The sequence below is a fragment of the Caldalkalibacillus uzonensis genome (genome assembly GCF_030814135.1).
Lineage (GTDB): Bacteria > Bacillota > Bacilli > Caldalkalibacillales > Caldalkalibacillaceae > Caldalkalibacillus > Caldalkalibacillus uzonensis.
Genome location: NZ_JAUSUQ010000021.1, coordinates 12,071 through 27,492, shown reverse-complemented (window position 1 = coordinate 27,492; position 15,422 = coordinate 12,071). Strand labels below are relative to the sequence as shown.

General features: G+C 48.8%; 13 protein-coding genes and 1 riboswitch. Of the genes, 8 read left to right on the top strand and 5 right to left on the bottom strand.

Annotation, left to right across the window (positions count from 1 at the left end; genetic code table 11):
* Window positions 1-144: 144 nt before the first annotated feature.
* The 3 genes from nagZ to J2S00_RS18200 are packed head-to-tail and all read left to right on the top strand — an operon-like array spanning window position 145 to window position 3,147.
* Window positions 145-1,752 carry a beta-N-acetylhexosaminidase gene (gene nagZ, locus J2S00_RS18210; protein WP_307343265.1) on the top strand — a complete coding sequence of 536 codons (1,608 nt, stop codon included), beginning with the start codon at window positions 145-147 and terminating at the stop codon, window positions 1,750-1,752.
* Window positions 1,753-1,779: 27 nt separating this feature from the next.
* Window positions 1,780-1,938 (top strand): hypothetical protein, encoded by a 159-nt coding sequence (locus J2S00_RS18205; RefSeq protein WP_307343262.1) that lies wholly within the window; start codon window positions 1,780-1,782, stop codon window positions 1,936-1,938.
* 6 nt (window positions 1,939-1,944) lie between these two features.
* Window positions 1,945-3,147, top strand: coding sequence for an anhydro-N-acetylmuramic acid kinase (locus J2S00_RS18200; RefSeq protein ID WP_307343259.1), 1,203 nt, complete (start codon window positions 1,945-1,947; stop codon window positions 3,145-3,147).
* 23 nt (window positions 3,148-3,170) lie between these two features.
* Here J2S00_RS18200 and J2S00_RS18195 read toward each other — a convergent pair whose 3' ends face one another.
* On the bottom strand, window positions 3,171-4,394 hold the full coding sequence (locus tag J2S00_RS18195) for a zinc-dependent alcohol dehydrogenase (RefSeq protein ID WP_307343256.1): 1,224 nt from the start codon (window positions 4,392-4,394) through the stop codon (window positions 3,171-3,173).
* A gap of 146 nt (window positions 4,395-4,540) precedes the next feature.
* A complete protein-coding gene (locus J2S00_RS18190) occupies window positions 4,541-5,284 on the bottom strand; it encodes a glycerophosphodiester phosphodiesterase (protein WP_307343253.1) in 744 nt (247 codons plus the stop codon).
* Window positions 5,285-5,488: 204 nt separating this feature from the next.
* On the opposite strand from J2S00_RS18190, the gene uvrB reads away from it, so the two are divergent.
* From uvrB to thiC, 3 genes are all read left to right on the top strand, one after another.
* Window positions 5,489-7,474: an excinuclease ABC subunit UvrB gene (gene uvrB, locus J2S00_RS18185; RefSeq protein ID WP_307343250.1), complete on the top strand. Its 1,986-nt coding sequence runs from the start codon at window positions 5,489-5,491 to the stop codon at window positions 7,472-7,474.
* A 5-nt stretch (window positions 7,475-7,479) separates the two neighbouring features.
* The gene (uvrA, locus tag J2S00_RS18180; RefSeq protein WP_307343247.1) at window positions 7,480-10,341 is read left to right on the top strand and encodes an excinuclease ABC subunit UvrA; all 2,862 of its coding nucleotides are present in this window, start codon (window positions 7,480-7,482) and stop codon (window positions 10,339-10,341) included.
* A gap of 119 nt (window positions 10,342-10,460) precedes the next feature.
* Window positions 10,461-10,574, top strand: a riboswitch (TPP riboswitch).
* A 195-nt stretch (window positions 10,575-10,769) separates the two neighbouring features.
* Entirely contained in the window at window positions 10,770-12,542 is a 1,773-nt protein-coding gene (gene thiC / locus J2S00_RS18175; RefSeq protein ID WP_307343244.1) for a phosphomethylpyrimidine synthase ThiC, read from the top strand.
* A 27-nt stretch (window positions 12,543-12,569) separates the two neighbouring features.
* Here thiC and J2S00_RS18170 read toward each other — a convergent pair whose 3' ends face one another.
* The 3 genes from J2S00_RS18170 to motA all read right to left on the bottom strand — a co-directional run bounded on the left by J2S00_RS18170 (window position 12,570) and on the right by motA (window position 14,468).
* Window positions 12,570-12,785: a hypothetical protein gene (locus J2S00_RS18170; RefSeq protein WP_307343241.1), complete on the bottom strand. Its 216-nt coding sequence runs from the start codon at window positions 12,783-12,785 to the stop codon at window positions 12,570-12,572.
* 131 nt (window positions 12,786-12,916) lie between these two features.
* On the bottom strand, window positions 12,917-13,675 hold the full coding sequence (motB, locus tag J2S00_RS18165) for a flagellar motor protein MotB (RefSeq protein ID WP_307343238.1): 759 nt from the start codon (window positions 13,673-13,675) through the stop codon (window positions 12,917-12,919).
* Window positions 13,668-14,468, bottom strand: coding sequence for a flagellar motor stator protein MotA (motA, locus tag J2S00_RS18160; RefSeq protein ID WP_307343235.1), 801 nt, complete (start codon window positions 14,466-14,468; stop codon window positions 13,668-13,670). The genes motB and motA overlap by 8 nt, the downstream gene beginning before the upstream one ends.
* Before the next feature lie 144 nt (window positions 14,469-14,612).
* On the opposite strand from motA, the gene J2S00_RS18155 reads away from it, so the two are divergent.
* On the top strand, window positions 14,613-14,798 hold the full coding sequence (locus J2S00_RS18155) for a PspC domain-containing protein (RefSeq protein ID WP_307343232.1): 186 nt from the start codon (window positions 14,613-14,615) through the stop codon (window positions 14,796-14,798).
* A gap of 57 nt (window positions 14,799-14,855) precedes the next feature.
* Complete coding sequence (locus J2S00_RS18150) at window positions 14,856-15,206, top strand: phage holin family protein (protein ID WP_307343230.1); 351 nt, start codon at window positions 14,856-14,858, stop codon at window positions 15,204-15,206.
* Window positions 15,207-15,422 lie beyond the last annotated feature (216 nt).

The window sequence follows — 15,422 nt, the reverse complement described above, 5'->3', positions numbered from 1 at the left end:
CCGGCTGAGGGGCCGTTTCTCCTCGTCCCGGGTCAGACAGCAAACCACGTTGCTTTCGCTGCCTACATCGATTCCGACAAACAAGGGGGAAGTCAAGACCTTCAAATGAAGGCTAAAACATAATATACAAGGGGGATAAAACCGATGAAAGATTTATTGAATCAGACCGGGGAATTGTTCGTGTGTGGCTTTGCCGGAAAAGAAGTGACAGAAGAAGTTAAAACCCTTATACATCAACACAGAGTAGGAGGATTCATACTTTTTAGCAGAAATTTAGGGACTCCAGTTGAAATCAAACGTTTGACGACTGCTTTGCAGAGAGAAGCCCAGTCAGCTGGTTATGAATATCCCTTGCTGATTTGTACTGATCAGGAAAACGGTATTGTCCGGCGTTTAGGGGAAGGAGCGACTCTATTTCCAGGTGCGATGCTGTTGGGAGCCACACAAAATCCAGACAATGCCTTTAAAGTGGGACTGGCCACAGGCAAAGAACTGCAGGCACTAGGAATTAACTGGAACCTGGCTCCGACTGTTGATGTCAATAACAATCCCCTTAATCCGGTCATCGGGGTGCGCTCCTACGGTGAAAACCCTGATCAAGTTAGTCAATTTGCCTTACAGGCTATGCAAGGGATGCAGGCTGCTGGAGTGATGACGACCTTAAAACATTTTCCGGGTCACGGAGATACGCAGGTGGACTCTCATTTGGAATGTCCTGTTATTGAGTATCCTCTTGAGAGATTAGAAGCGGTTGAGTTGAAACCTTTCCAAACATGTATTACAGCGGGAGCAGACACTGTGATGACAGCCCATATATATTTTTCAGCACTGGCGGAAGAAAAAGGGTGTCCGGCCACTCTCTCTAAAGAGATTATTACTGGGCTGTTACGTCAACAACTAAACTTTGATGGTGTGATAACGACTGATTGTATGGAAATGAAAGCGATCGCCGATACGGTAGGAACGGTTGAAGGCTCGCTATTAGCACTCCAAGCGGGAGTTGATCTGATTATGATCTCTCATTCTTATGCTTTGCAATTGCAGGCAATGGAACGGCTGCGCATGGCGCTTCATAACGGGGAGATAGATGCAGAAAGGATTCGGGCGTCTATCCGGCGGATTAAGCGGTTAAAAGAGCAATATTTAAGGTGGGAACAGAGTATAGACGACTCCTTTTCCCCTGTTGATGTGTCCGTTGTTGTGGGGTGTGCTGAGCATCGCAGGTTAGCCATGGATGTATACCGCCAAGGCATTACCATTGTTAAAGGACAAGAACAGCTGCCATTAGATCCCTCGGCTAAGATGTTAATCTTGTACCCGGAACAAGATATCCAGACCTTGGTAGAAGATAAACGCTACGATTGCAGGGTATTTGCTGATGAGTTTCATCAGCTTGTGCCCACTGCAGAGATAGAGCAAGTGGCCTATCCTTTGGCGGAAGAAAAAATTAATCAATTGATTCAAAGAGCAAATCGGTTTGAGATACTTATTGCAGGAACCCTTTCCGTGGCTCAATCACCGGATCAGGCCAAGCTGATACAAAAATTGAAGAAATTAAATAAAAAGATGATTGTTGTAGCGATGAAAAGCCCTTATGATCAGGCTTATCTGCCTGATGTGGATGTGTACATAGCCACTTATGAGTACACGGAAACTGCCTTAAAGCTAACAGCACAAGCATTATTGGGGCTGGAAAGTGTCAGCGGCAGATTACCCATCACGCTTCCATCCAATACATTGTTTTCTCCGTAAGCCGTGAAACCAAAAGGATGTGATAAGATGAAGTCACCAGCCAAAGCTTTCTCACCGACCTCAGGTGGATTAATCATATTGAAAGAAATGCTCCCTCATCTTCCTCCCTCGGAACAATTATGTAAATCTATCTTGAAGCTGGCCAATGCTAAAGGGGCCACAAAGATAATTGGAACGGTAGGGTGAAGAAGGGTGATTAAGTGGCTGCAGAGCGTGAGGGACAAACAGGTTAAACGGGTTGTGGGTTTGATGTCCGGAACTTCTTTGGATGGGATAGATGCTGCGGTAGTTGAAATTGAAGGGGTTAATCAGGATCTTAAGGTCCGCCTCCTTCATTTTTGGACTTTACCCTTCACACCAAGGGAGAGGGAGGAACTGTTAGGATTATGCCAGCCAGGAATGTCTTCCGTCGACCGGATTTGCACCATGAATGTCTGGTTGGGTCACAAGTTGGCCCAAGCGGCCTTGCACGCCATTCGTCAAGCAGGAATGAGACAGGATGATATTGACCTGGTTTGCTCTCACGGGCAAACCATTTATCATGCCCCCGGGAACAGGGCTACATTACAAATAGGAGAATTGGCGGTTATTGCTGAAGAAACAGGATGTCTGACCATAGGCGATTTTCGTCCGCATGATATGGCGGCAGGGGGGCAGGGGGCACCATTGGTGCCCTATGTGGATTACGTTTTGTTTAGACATAACAGGAATGGACGGGTGTTGTTAAATGTTGGCGGAATCAGCAATGTGACTTGCATACCGGCCGCCGCCGCACCTGAACATGTTATCGCTTTTGATACGGGCCCAGGCAATGTACTGATTGATCAAATGGTTTATTTGTCGACGCAGGGTCAGCAATCTTTTGATCTAGACGGACAAATCGCTTTGCAGGGACATGTTGATGAAAAGTGGCTGTCTGACATCATCGCCCAAGATTCCTATCTGTTAAAATCCCCTCCCAAAAGTACCGGAAGGGAATACTATCACACTGCTTATGCCCGGAAATTGTATGAACAAGGAAAGCGGAGAGGATTATCAGATGTAGACATCGTAGCCACCATAACAGCTTATACGGTCTCTGGTATTACAGCCAATCTTGAACAGTTTGTACATCCTAAAATGAAAACGGATGAAATATATATTAGTGGTGGAGGAAGGCATAATAGAGCCCTTGTTGGAATGCTCAGTGAAAAGCTGAAAATTAATGTTCTTCCGTTTGAAAAGCTTGGCTTTCCCAGTGATGCGAAGGAGGCAATTGTGTTTGCAGTTTTGGGTTATGAGTTGCTGTGTGGCAACGCCAATAACCTTCCCTCAGCAACCGGGGCCAAGAAAAGGGTTCCCATGGGCAAGATAGTCTTTCCCTCGCAAGTGATGGTTGATGGATCGGGGTTGTGACCGGTTTTGAACAATGTGCCAGCCTAGATCCTAAACACCGTTTTAATCGATTGATAAGACCCCCGGTCTGCATTGGCTTTTATGGCCTCTTGATACTCTTCCAGCGGGAATTCATGCGTGACGAGATCCTCCAGCGGATAGCCGGGATGCTGAAGCAGCAAACGAATCAACAGGTCATGAGTGGACAGCTCTTCTCCCTGCCACTTTTCTTTCCCATATCCCAGTGAACCGTGGATAGAGAGTTCCTTGGCCCAGACAAACGTCCAATCTAGAGGAGGAATTTTTCCTGCTGCCCCAACCAGGACAATTTGTCCCCGATCGCGGGCCACATGAACGGCGTCATGCAATGTTTGGCGGGTACCGACACAATCATAGACCACATCATAGCCGCCTGTATAGACACTGGGCCCGATCAGGGGCTGATATTTGCCGGTTGACGGGATCGTGAGCAGGTCTTCTTCCAGCTCTTTTTTGTTTTGTACAACTTTGTCTGTCCCCAGTTGGCGGGACATTTTTTTTTGGAAAGTTCTGCGGCAATAATGGGTTATCTGGCATGGGATGTCTAAGAGGTGCAAGGCAGCGATCACGGCAAAGGCCATCATGCCACCCCCAATGACCAGCACCCGTTCCCCTGCCTGCGGTGGACGGCGTAGGACAGCATGCAATCCCACACTAAGTGGCTCAATCAGGACAGCCAGCCGGTCAGGCAGATCATCCGGCACGGAGATGGCCATTGATTCATGAGCGACAAACGCTTCAGCCCAGGCGCCGGGCAAATCCCGGCAAAAGCCCATAATCATGCCTGGGGAGAGCCCATTAGAACTGCCGCTATGGCGGCATAAACAGTGCAACCCTGCTTGACAGGCGGGACACGGTTCGGCAATCCCCCGCACTGCACAGGAGATAAAGGGATCAATAGCGATACGGTCTCCTGGTTTGACACGGGTCACTGCAGGACCGGTTGCGGTGACAATCCCAACCACCTCATGGCCCAGAATGGACGGAAACGATGTAAAGGGTGTCAAAGAGGGTGAAGATTTGTAAAAAATAGCGCCCATGTCAGTGCCGCAAATGCCGGACAGGATGGGCTTCACTTTGATCCACCGTGGGCCGGGCAGGGTGGGGGTGTCCACTTCCTTCAGTTTCAAGGCTGATGGTTTTCCGTAATAGAGAGAGGGTATGTATCTACCCAATCCTTTCGCAGCCACATATTTAGGGATAGAAAAATCATAGACGATAGCTTTCATGTGAACCTCCTGCATTACATTTCTAGTCCCTATTTTTGTCAATATGTTGTCTGTGTAATCTGTGAAACTGTAAAAGGGACGAAAAGGAGATGTTTTTCCCGGGAAATGTCGAAACAATCATGGCGCTGAAAGCATGCATTTTCCAGTTAAGAGTGGGACAACGTTTGGCGGATGTTGCGGGCTCTTTCAGGCCAGTCGGTAAAAATGGCAGCACAACCGGCCTGCATCAAGGAGCTGATATCTTCCTCCCGATTCACAGTAAAAGGCCGTAAAGGCATACCCGCCCGTTTAGCTTCTTCAATCATCTTCGGTACAGCGGCAGGCAAATAGCAGTGGAGGGCGCTGGCCCCGATCCGCCTGGCGTAATGCCAAGGTTCATATAATCCTTCCATATATAAAATGGCCGTTTCCAAATGGGGGGCCAATCTGTGAATGTCCACCAAACTGTAATGATTGAACGAAGAGAGGATAACACGCTTTTCCAGTTGATAGCGGTGAACCAGATCAATGACGATCTGCTCCAGATTGGGATAAGGTACAATGCCGTTTTTTAACTCAATATTAATCAGTAACGGCGTATCCCGGACCCATGCTAACACCTCATTCAATGTGGGTATGCGTTGTCCAGTGAAGGAGGGATCAAACCAGCTTCCTGCATCCAATGTTTGCAGCTCTTGATAAGTCATATCCTTGACCCAGCCGCTGCCATTGGTGGTGCGGTCCACAGTCTCATCATGAATAACAACAGGCACACCATCTTTGCTCAGTTGAACATCAAGCTCGATACCGTCTGCACCTTGCTGCTCGGCCGTTTGAAAAGCAATCATGGTATTTTCAGGATGGGTGCCCTTTGCTCCTCTATGGGCAAAGATTAATGTGTTCACTGACATGGTGTCACCCCTCATATTTGTACGATGATAAAAATATATAACCCTGATGACAGTTCATTTTTTTCAAAAGTTAACTAGGATAAAAGGAACGTATATTCGCTTATTATTGTCACCGTGACCGTCAAGTATGCTATAATTTTAGCATTGAAGACAGTGTTCGGCTAACAATAACGTGAGTGAGTGCTTAAAAAGGAGATGGGACAAGTGGAAGGCCGTTTTCAACTGGTATCCAGGTATGAGCCCCAAGGGGATCAGCCCCAGGCCATTGCCAAATTGGTCGAAAGCATTGCAGCAGGCCAGAAACATCAAACACTGCTGGGAGCAACGGGAACAGGGAAAACATTTACTGTGGCGCAGGTGATCAGCAAGGTGAATAAGCCCACGCTGGTTATTGCCCACAACAAGACGCTGGCTGCCCAGTTGCACAGTGAATTGAAAGAGCTTTTCCCCCATAATGCTGTAGAATACTTTGTCAGTTATTATGATTATTATCAACCTGAAGCATATATACCTCACACCGATACCTATATTGAAAAAGATGCCAGCATTAATGATGAAATTGATAAACTGCGCCACTCGGCCACCAGTGCCCTGTTTGAACGCCGGGATGTGATTATTGTGGCCAGTGTGTCCTGTATTTACGGTTTGGGTTCTCCTGAGGAGTACCGGGATCTGGTGCTTTCTCTCCGTGTAGGCATGGAAAAGGACCGGGACGAGGTGTTGCGCAAACTGGTCGATATTCAGTATGTACGCAACGATGTCAATTTTCACCGGGGGACGTTCCGGGTGCGCGGTGATGTGGTGGAAATTTTTCCTGCTTCACGGGATGAACAGGCCATCAGGGTTGAATTTTTTGGCGATGAGATTGACCGCATCACTGAAATTGATGTCTTGACCGGGGAACTGATCGGGGAGCGGCAGCATGTGGCCATTTTCCCTGCCTCCCACTTCGTCACCCGTGAAGAGAAGATGAAACGGGCGATCAAAAGCATCGAGGCTGAACTGGAGGAGCGGTTGGAGGAATTAAGGGACCAGGGCAAATTACTGGAAGCTCAGCGCCTGGAGCAACGCACTCGTTACGATCTGGAAATGTTAGCTGAGATGGGCTTCTGTTCCGGTATTGAGAACTACTCCAGACACCTGACCGGACGACCGGCTGGAGCGCCTCCGTTCACCTTGCTGGACTACTTCCCCGATGATTTTCTGATCGTGATTGACGAGTCCCATGTCACCATTCCCCAGATCAGAGGGATGTACAACGGCGACCATGCCCGCAAAAAAGTGCTGATTGAACACGGCTTCCGCTTACCATCAGCGGCTGATAACCGTCCCTTGCGCTTTGAAGAGTTTGAACAGCATATTAACCAGGTGCTGTATGTCTCGGCCACACCCGGCCCCTATGAACTGGCCCAGACGCCCCAAGTGGTGGAGCAGATCATTCGTCCCACCGGCTTACTGGACCCCACCATTGATGTGCGTCCCATCAAAGGCCAGATTGATGACCTGTTAGGTGAGATTCAGGGCCGGGTGAAAAAGAATGAGCGGGTGCTGGTCACCACCTTAACCAAAAAGATGGCCGAAGACTTAACTGATTATCTGAAAGAGATCGGTATCAAGGTGCGCTATCTCCACTCGGAGATTAAAACGCTGGAGCGGATGCACATTATCCGCGAACTGCGCCTGGGTGTGTTTGACGTGCTGGTCGGCATTAATTTGTTGAGGGAAGGGCTGGATATTCCGGAAGTGTCTCTCGTGGCTATACTGGATGCGGACAAAGAAGGTTTTCTCCGTTCGGAACGCTCCCTGATCCAGACCATTGGCCGTGCCGCCCGCAATGCCAACGGTCATGTGATCATGTATGCGGATCAAATCACCGAGTCGATGCGCGTCGCTATTGAAGAGACCCAGCGCCGCCGCCAAATCCAAGAAGCGTTTAATAAAAAACACGGCATTACCCCCAAAACGATTGTGAAGCCGGTCTACGATGTCATTGAGGCGACTAAAGTGATTGAAGATAGGACAGCGTACCAGCCAACCCCCAAAGTGGAGAAACTGTCGCGCAAAGAGAAGGAAGCCTTGATCAAGCAGCTGGAAAAAGAAATGAAAGCTGCGGCTAAGGATCTGAACTTTGAACGGGCAGCAGAACTGCGTGATCTGATCCTGGAAATGAAAGCGGAATTGGAAGGATGATGAAGATGAGTAACCGATCCATTTATGTCAAAGGAGCCAGGGTGCATAACTTGAAAAACATTGATGTGACGATCCCCCGCAACCAGTTCGTGGTTTTGACGGGGTTGTCCGGCTCAGGCAAATCGTCACTGGCTTTTGATACCATTTACGCCGAGGGGCAGCGGCGCTACGTGGAATCCCTGTCCGCCTATGCCCGCCAATTTTTGGGACAAATGGATAAGCCGGATGTGGATGCCATCGAAGGTTTGTCCCCGGCCATTTCCATTGATCAGAAGACGACCAGCCGTAACCCCCGGTCCACTGTAGGTACGGTCACCGAGATCTATGACTACCTCCGTCTGCTGTTTGCCCGCATCGGTCGGCCCCATTGTCCCACGCACGGCATCCCGATCACCTCACAAACAGTAGAGCAGATAGTGGACCGCATTTTGGAGTATCCTGAACGGACCAAGCTGCAAATTCTGGCTCCTGTGGTTCGCGGGCGTAAGGGTGAGCACGCCAAATTGTTGGAGCAGATTGCCAAACAGGGTTTTGTGCGGGTCAGGGTTAATGGTGAGGTGCGTGATCTGGCTGAGGAGATCAAGCTGGAGAAAAATAAGAAGCATACCATTGAAGTGGTGGTAGACCGCATCATTGTCAAAGAAGGGATCGCCTCCCGCTTGGCCGACTCCATTGAAACAGCCCTGGACATTGCCGAGGGTAAAGTGCTGATCGATGTGATCGGTGAGGAAGAATTGCTGTTCAGCTCCAACCTGGCTTGTCCGGAGTGCGGTTTCAGCATGGAGGAATTGGCTCCCCGCCTGTTTTCATTTAACAGTCCGTATGGGGCTTGCCCCCACTGTGACGGACTGGGCAGCCGTTTGGAAGTGGACCCGGATCTGGTCATCCCTGACCCGAGCCTGTCCATTAACGAGGGTGCCATTGCTCCTTGGGAAGGGTCAAGCTCGCCCTATTACGAACAATTGCTGGCTTCTGTGTGTGACCATTTTGGCATAGACCGTGACGTTCCCTTTAAAGATCTGCCACAGAATCAACAAGAACTTCTGTTGTATGGCAGTAATGGGGAGCGCTTCTATTTCCGCTATGAAAATGAGTTTGGCCAGGTCCGTGAGCAGCACGTCCCCTTTGAAGGGGTGGTCCATCAGGTGGAGCGGCGCTATAAGGAAACAGGTTCGGACTATATTCGTGAACAGCTTGAAGCGTACATGAGCAACAAGGCTTGTCCAAACTGTAAAGGGGCCAGGCTGCGCCCCGAAGCATTGGCCGTCACCGTGGGCGGCAAAAATATTGATTATGTGACCCGCCTGTCCGTGGCCGAAGCGAAGCAGTTTTTCGCTTCTCTAACCTTGACGGAGAAGGAGCAACATATCGCTCAGCTCATCTTGCGCGAGATAGAGGAGCGTCTTGGCTTCCTGGTGGATGTCGGCCTGGACTATCTGACCCTGAACCGTTCGGCCGGCACCTTAAGCGGGGGCGAAGCCCAGCGCATTCGTCTGGCCACCCAGATCGGCTCTAAATTAATGGGGGTTCTCTATGTGCTTGATGAACCTTCCATCGGCTTGCACCAGCGGGACAATGACCGCTTAATCCGCACGCTGGAACAGATGCGTGATTTGGGTAACACCTTGCTGGTGGTGGAGCATGATGAGGATACCATGCTGGCCGCCGACCATTTGATCGATATCGGGCCGGGAGCCGGTGCCCACGGCGGACGGGTGGTGGCCCAAGGGACACCGGAAGAGGTGATGAACAATCCCAACTCCTTGACCGGCCAGTATTTAAGCGGCAAAAAATTTATCCCCCTTCCGGCAGAACGGCGCCAGCCCAACGGCAAATGGCTGGAGATTCATGGGGCCAGGGAAAACAATCTTAAAAATGTTAACGTCAAGGTGCCTCTGGGGGTGCTCAGTTGTGTAACCGGCGTCTCTGGCTCTGGCAAAAGCACACTGGTCAACGAAATACTGCTTAAAGCCTTGATGCGGGAATATTACCGCTCCAAAGTAAAGCCTGGTGAGCATCAGGGGATTAAAGGCACAGAACATCTGGACAAAGTGGTCAATATTGACCAGTCGCCGATCGGGCGCACGCCCCGTTCCAATCCAGCCACCTATACAGGCGTGTTTGATGATATCCGAGAGGTGTTTGCCCAAACCAATGAAGCGAAAATGAGGGGATACAAAAAAGGACGCTTCAGCTTTAACGTCAAGGGAGGGCGCTGTGAAGCGTGCCGGGGAGACGGGATCATTAAGATTGAGATGCACTTTTTGCCCGATGTGTATGTGCCTTGTGAGGTGTGCAAGGGCAAGCGTTACAACCGGGAAACACTGGAGGTCACTTACAAAGGTAAAACCATTGCTGATGTGCTAGATATGACAGTGGAGGAAGCGCTGGAGTTTTTCCAAAACATTCCACGTATCAAGCGCAAGCTGCAAACCTTGCAGGATGTCGGCCTGGGTTATATGCGCCTGGGCCAGCCAGCCACCACATTGTCCGGGGGAGAGGCGCAGCGGGTGAAGCTGGCTTCCGAATTGCACCGCCGCAGCACGGGGCGTACCTTGTACATCTTGGATGAGCCCACTACCGGGTTGCACATCGAAGATATCCGCCGCTTACTTGAGGTATTGCAGCGCCTGGTAGACAATGGAGATACGGTACTGGTAATTGAGCATCATCTGGATGTCATTAAGGTGGCCGATTATATCATTGACCTGGGACCTGAAGGAGGCGACCGGGGGGGAGAGATTGTGGCCACCGGCACGCCGGAAGAGATTAGCCGTGTCCAACGCTCTTATACGGGTCGCTATCTAGGGCCCATTCTGGAGCGGGACCGGCAGCGGATGAACAAAAAAGAGACAGTGAAAACATGATAATAAAATCGGGTACGACCGTTTATCCGTGTGACACTGATTGGTGGTCACACGGATTTTATTAATAGGGTTGAATTACCAAACTTTTTGCGATATACTCATTTGTGTAAAATTAATAATATTGTTACTAGGGGTGCCTGTGAGCCGGGCTGAGAAAGGAACGCGATGAAGTTCCTTAACCCTTTGGACCTGATCTGGGTAATGCCAGCGTGGGGAAGTAAGCAGCGGATGCAGCACGTTTCAGTGTGCTGAGAGGTTGTGGCAGCGCGACCGAATGAACACAAGCCGGGTCCATATTCAGGACCTGGCTTTTTAGCTTGCTGCAAAGTGTTTTAAACGATGACCAGCATATACTGATGTGCTGCCCGTCAGCTTGAATGACCCGGATCATGTCCTCCTTCACCACAATTAAAAAGGAGGCTTTTATTATGGTAAAAGATGTTCAACCACGTATTTCGATTCCATCATTTCCGGGCAGTCGTAAAGTGTATGTACAAGGCTCCAGACCAGACATTAAGGTTCCTATGCGAGAAATTGAACAAACACCGACAATCAAGCCAGAGGGGGAAGAAAAAAATCCTTCTGTCAGAGTGTATGATACAAGCGGGCCCTATACGGATCCAGAACAGCAAGTGGATCTCAGTAAAGGGCTCCCTCCACTACGGAGAAATTGGATTTTGGAGAGAGGGGATGTTGAAGAATATGAAGGCAGGAAAGTAAAGCCCGAAGATAATGGCTATCGTTCGGTTGATCATAAGCAGGCCAGTGATCAGCTTCAAGGTTTGGCCAGAAAGCCGCTGCGGGCAAAGAAGGGCAAAATCGTGACACAACGCTATTATGCCCGGCAGGGAATCATTACGCCAGAAATGGAGTTTGTGGCCTTGCGTGAAGGGGTTTCTCCAGAATTTGTCCGGGATGAAGTTGCCCGGGGCCGGGCGATTATTCCAGTCAACATTAATCATCCTGAAAGTGAACCTATGATCATTGGACGTCATTTTCATGTTAAAGTGAATGCCAATATTGGCAACTCGGCCGTCAGCTCATCTATTGCCGAAGAGGTCGAAAAAATGACTTGGGCTATTCGTTGGGGAGCAGATACGATCATGGATTTGTCTTCCGGCCAAGACATTCACACGACCCGGGAGTGGATTATCCGCAATTCGCCTGTTCCTGTTGGTACGGTACCGATCTATCAAGCCCTTGAGAAAGTAAACGGCAAACCCGAAGCATTAACATGGGAGATATACCGGGACACGCTGATTGAACAGGCTGAACAAGGAGTAGATTATTTTACGATTCATGCCGGCGTACTGTTAAGATATATTCCACTGACTGCAGGCAGGGTGACAGGCATCGTTTCCCGGGGAGGTTCCATTATGGCAGCATGGTGTTTAGCCCATCATGAAGAAAATTTCTTGTATACCCATTTTGCAGAGATCTGTCAGATCCTGAATCAGTATGATATTGCCGTTTCTTTAGGTGATGGACTGCGGCCAGGATCTATTGCCGACGCCAACGATGAAGCCCAGTTCGCAGAATTGGAAACACTGGGTGAGTTAACAAAAATGGCTTGGGAATATGATGTTCAGGTTATGGTAGAAGGTCCGGGACATGTGCCCCTGCATTTGCTTAAAGAAAATGTGGATAAACAAATGGACATATGCCAAGAAGCGCCATTCTATACATTAGGTCCTCTGACAACGGACATTGCTCCCGGCTACGATCATATCACATCTGCTATTGGTGCAGCAGTTATCGGATGGCACGGAACTGCAATGCTGTGTTATGTCACTCCTAAGGAGCACCTTGGTTTGCCTAACAAGGATGATGTACGTGAAGGTGTCATCGCTTATAAAATTGCCGCTCATGCAGCTGACTTGGCCAAAGGCCATCCCAATGCCCAAAAAAGAGATGACGCACTGTCAAAGGCACGTTTTGAATTTCGGTGGAAGGATCAGTTTAACTTGTCACTTGATCCGGAACGGGCCAGGGCCTATCATGACGAAACCCTCCCCGCTGAAGGGGCAAAGACAGCTCACTTTTGTTCCATGTGCGGACCCAAGTTTTGCAGTATGAAAATCACTCATGATCTGCGCGAGTATTCCCGGACAAAAGGTTTGGAGATAGATGAGGCGGTCCGAAAGGGATTAAAAGAAAAGGCGGAAGAATTTAGGGATAGGGGAAGTCAGCTCTATAAATAACCATATTGTATGCAGTGAAGGGCTCGGTCAAGGGCCCTTCACAGTTTTATCTTTACGAATAATATATTGGGCGCTGCAGTGAGGGCATGTCACCTTCACTTTGCCTAAAGGAGATTTAAAGGAATATAAGCAAACCTGGCAATCCATCCGGCGTACCAGCACCACCTTCACCAACAACAGATAAAGGACGTAGATGCATCCCCCGAACAGAATAAGAGAGGGAAGCAGTGCCAACAGCTCCATAAAAGTCCCCGCTTTCCCAAGAGTAGATATCTTTACCAGCACATAGCTTGCGTCGGCAGCTTAGTGCTTGTTCCATATCTATGACAAAAAGGGACAAAATATCCTCAGCAAGGGATTAAAGTATCCTGTTTTCACTGCTGGGCTTGGTAATTGGGCAAAATTAGCACTTCCACCCGTCTGTTTTGCTGGCGTCCTGCCGCGGAGTCATTTGTGGCCACTGGTCTGTACTCGCTATACCCGCGTACACTGAAGTACTCAGGGGATAAGTTGTCATTCTCCAAGATGATTTTCAGAAAATTAATCGCCCGCATGGCACTCAAGTCCCAGTTGGAGCGGAAGTTGCTGTTGTGAATGGGCACATTATCGGTGTGACCGGAAATCTCGATATGGCGGGGAGGATCGGAGATCAATAGATTGGAGATTTCCCTGGCCAACTTGACTGCCTCCGGTTTGACAACCGCACTGCCTGAATCAAACAGAGCATGGTCAAGAATGGTGATAATCAACCCTGCCTCGGTCAACTCTGTTTTTAGGCTTAACTGAAGGTTGTTTTGCTTGATATACGTATTAATCCGTTCCTGCAGCTTGCGCAGGTCTTCCATCTCTTGTTGAAGCGGAGTTAACTTTGCCGGCTCTACTGTCTCCTCTGTTTCCTCCTCGTCAACATCGTCCGGCACAGGAGGGGGGCCTACAGTCATGGCCGTTGGTTGGCCACCATGAAAAGCAATAGCAAAGGACTGAATAATCCGCTCAAATTTTTGGGCATCCAGCGTGCTGGAAGCAAATAAGATGATAAACAGAGCTAACAGCAAGGTGAGCATATCCGCGTAGGGGATTAACCACGTCTCGTCAATATGCTCATCATGTTTGCGTTTTTTAAGTCTAGACATTCAGCTCTTCCCCTTCTTGAACGGTATAGCCATTCACTTGCCGCTTCTTAGTTGGCACATAAGCGAGCAACTTATCCTCAATCACCCGGGGCGAAACCCCTTCTTGAATGGCCAGAATACCTTCGATCATCACCTGTTTCACTTGTATTTCCTGCTGAGATTTGAGCTTCAATTTGTTGGCCATGGGATGCCATAGCACATAACCGGTAAAAATACCTAATAATGTGGCTACAAAGGCTGCGGCAATGGCAGGTCCCAAACGTTCTATATCATCTAAATCACCCAGGGCGGCAATTAAACCCATCACAGCTCCAAGGACCCCCAGCGTGGGTGCATACGTTCCTGCCTGAGAAAAGATTTGGGCACCAGCGGCATGGCGCTCAGCCATGGCATCCAGATCTTCTTCCATCATTTGGCGGATAAATTCGGGGGATTGCCCGTCAATCACCATTTTCATGCCATATTTTAAGAACGGATCCTCAATTTGTTCCACATGATCTTCCAGGGCCAAAAGCCCTTCACGGCGGGCAATATTGGCCCAGTCCTTAAACTGGGGGATCAGCTCTTGAATGTCAGGCAGTTTCTGATTACTGAAGATCACGCGAAATAGTGCCGGAAGTTTTTTCAGTTCGCTGAAGGGAAAGGCGATGGAAACAGAAGCGACGGTACCTACGAGAATAATGATCATAGCTGCGGGATTAAGCAAAATGCTCAGAGGAGATCCCTTGGCCGTCAGGCCTAACAAGAGAGCAGCAATACCAATGATAATGCCGAAAAGTGATGTTTTATCCATTGCGTCGTCATCCCTTTATCTCTAAAATAGTTTCTATCCATTATATCGGCTAATATCGGCAAAGAGTTTAATGGTTCATCACCAGTCTGACATGATTCTTCAACAAATTTGACACAATTCGTCAACAACAGGAGGTGATTCCTGATGAAGCGGCTGCAGCGTTCAGCCAGTAACCGGATGCTGGCCGGCATATGCGGAGGTTTAGGTGAATATTTTAATATTGACCCAACGATGATCCGGCTGTTGATGATCGTCGGGTTATTTATCTCTATGGGTACGTTTGTGCTGATCTATGTGCTGGCCATTTTTGTCATTCCCCCTGAACAGTAATCATGTTACAATTAACCAATGAAACAATGAAGAAATGTGGGTGTCTTGTTTATGTTGATGCGCTGGATCATGAGTGTGCTTTCCACTTGGGTGGTGCTCATGGTGATTGCCGGCTATTTCGGAGACTATTTTTATATCCGTGACGCCGGGGTTGCCTTGCTTGCTGCTCTGATTCTTTCCCTGGTCAATACCGTGGTCAGGCCTATTTTGGTTTTTCTGACACTGCCAATCACCATATTAACCATGGGTTTGTTTTTGCTGGTGATTAACGCCTTAACCCTGTTATTGACCTCTTTTCTGGTTGATGGATTCGACATCAGCGGATTTTGGGCTGCCTTCTTCATGGGAATCTTGATCAGCATCTTAAACTACTTGATTCATGCCCTGATCCTCAATCGTTTGAAATAACATCCAGGACAAACGTTGGGGCAGCATTTTTGACACATAGCGTGTGACCGTTCAGGTGACACGCTGTTTTGTTTCTCCGGGTAATATGATTTGACAAGTCCATTGATTTGGTCTCCCCTGCCGAGCCTTTTCTCTCTTGCCAAAAAGATTATGGTAAAATAATAAAAGGTGTCATGTGATCTTCAAGATGATAATCAAGTTTCCGCAAAGGGGTTC

Bases quoted from the DNA above. Each gene is read 5' to 3' on its own strand.
- nagZ (WP_307343265.1), top strand. From the start codon at position 145: ATGAAAGATTTATTGAATCAGACCGGGGAATTGTTCGTGTGTGGCTTT.
- J2S00_RS18205 (WP_307343262.1), top strand. From the start codon at position 1,780: ATGAAGTCACCAGCCAAAGCTTTCTCACCGACCTCAGGTGGATTAATC.
- J2S00_RS18195 (WP_307343256.1), bottom strand. From the start codon at position 4,394: ATGAAAGCTATCGTCTATGATTTTTCTATCCCTAAATATGTGGCTGCG.
- J2S00_RS18190 (WP_307343253.1), bottom strand. From the start codon at position 5,284: ATGTCAGTGAACACATTAATCTTTGCCCATAGAGGAGCAAAGGGCACC.
- uvrA (WP_307343247.1), top strand. From the start codon at position 7,480: ATGAGTAACCGATCCATTTATGTCAAAGGAGCCAGGGTGCATAACTTG.
- thiC (WP_307343244.1), top strand. From the start codon at position 10,770: ATGGTAAAAGATGTTCAACCACGTATTTCGATTCCATCATTTCCGGGC.
- J2S00_RS18170 (WP_307343241.1), bottom strand. From the start codon at position 12,785: ATGGAGCTGTTGGCACTGCTTCCCTCTCTTATTCTGTTCGGGGGATGC.
- motB (WP_307343238.1), bottom strand. From the start codon at position 13,675: ATGTCTAGACTTAAAAAACGCAAACATGATGAGCATATTGACGAGACG.
- motA (WP_307343235.1), bottom strand. From the start codon at position 14,468: ATGGATAAAACATCACTTTTCGGCATTATCATTGGTATTGCTGCTCTC.
- J2S00_RS18155 (WP_307343232.1), top strand. From the start codon at position 14,613: ATGAAGCGGCTGCAGCGTTCAGCCAGTAACCGGATGCTGGCCGGCATA.
- J2S00_RS18150 (WP_307343230.1), top strand. From the start codon at position 14,856: ATGCGCTGGATCATGAGTGTGCTTTCCACTTGGGTGGTGCTCATGGTG.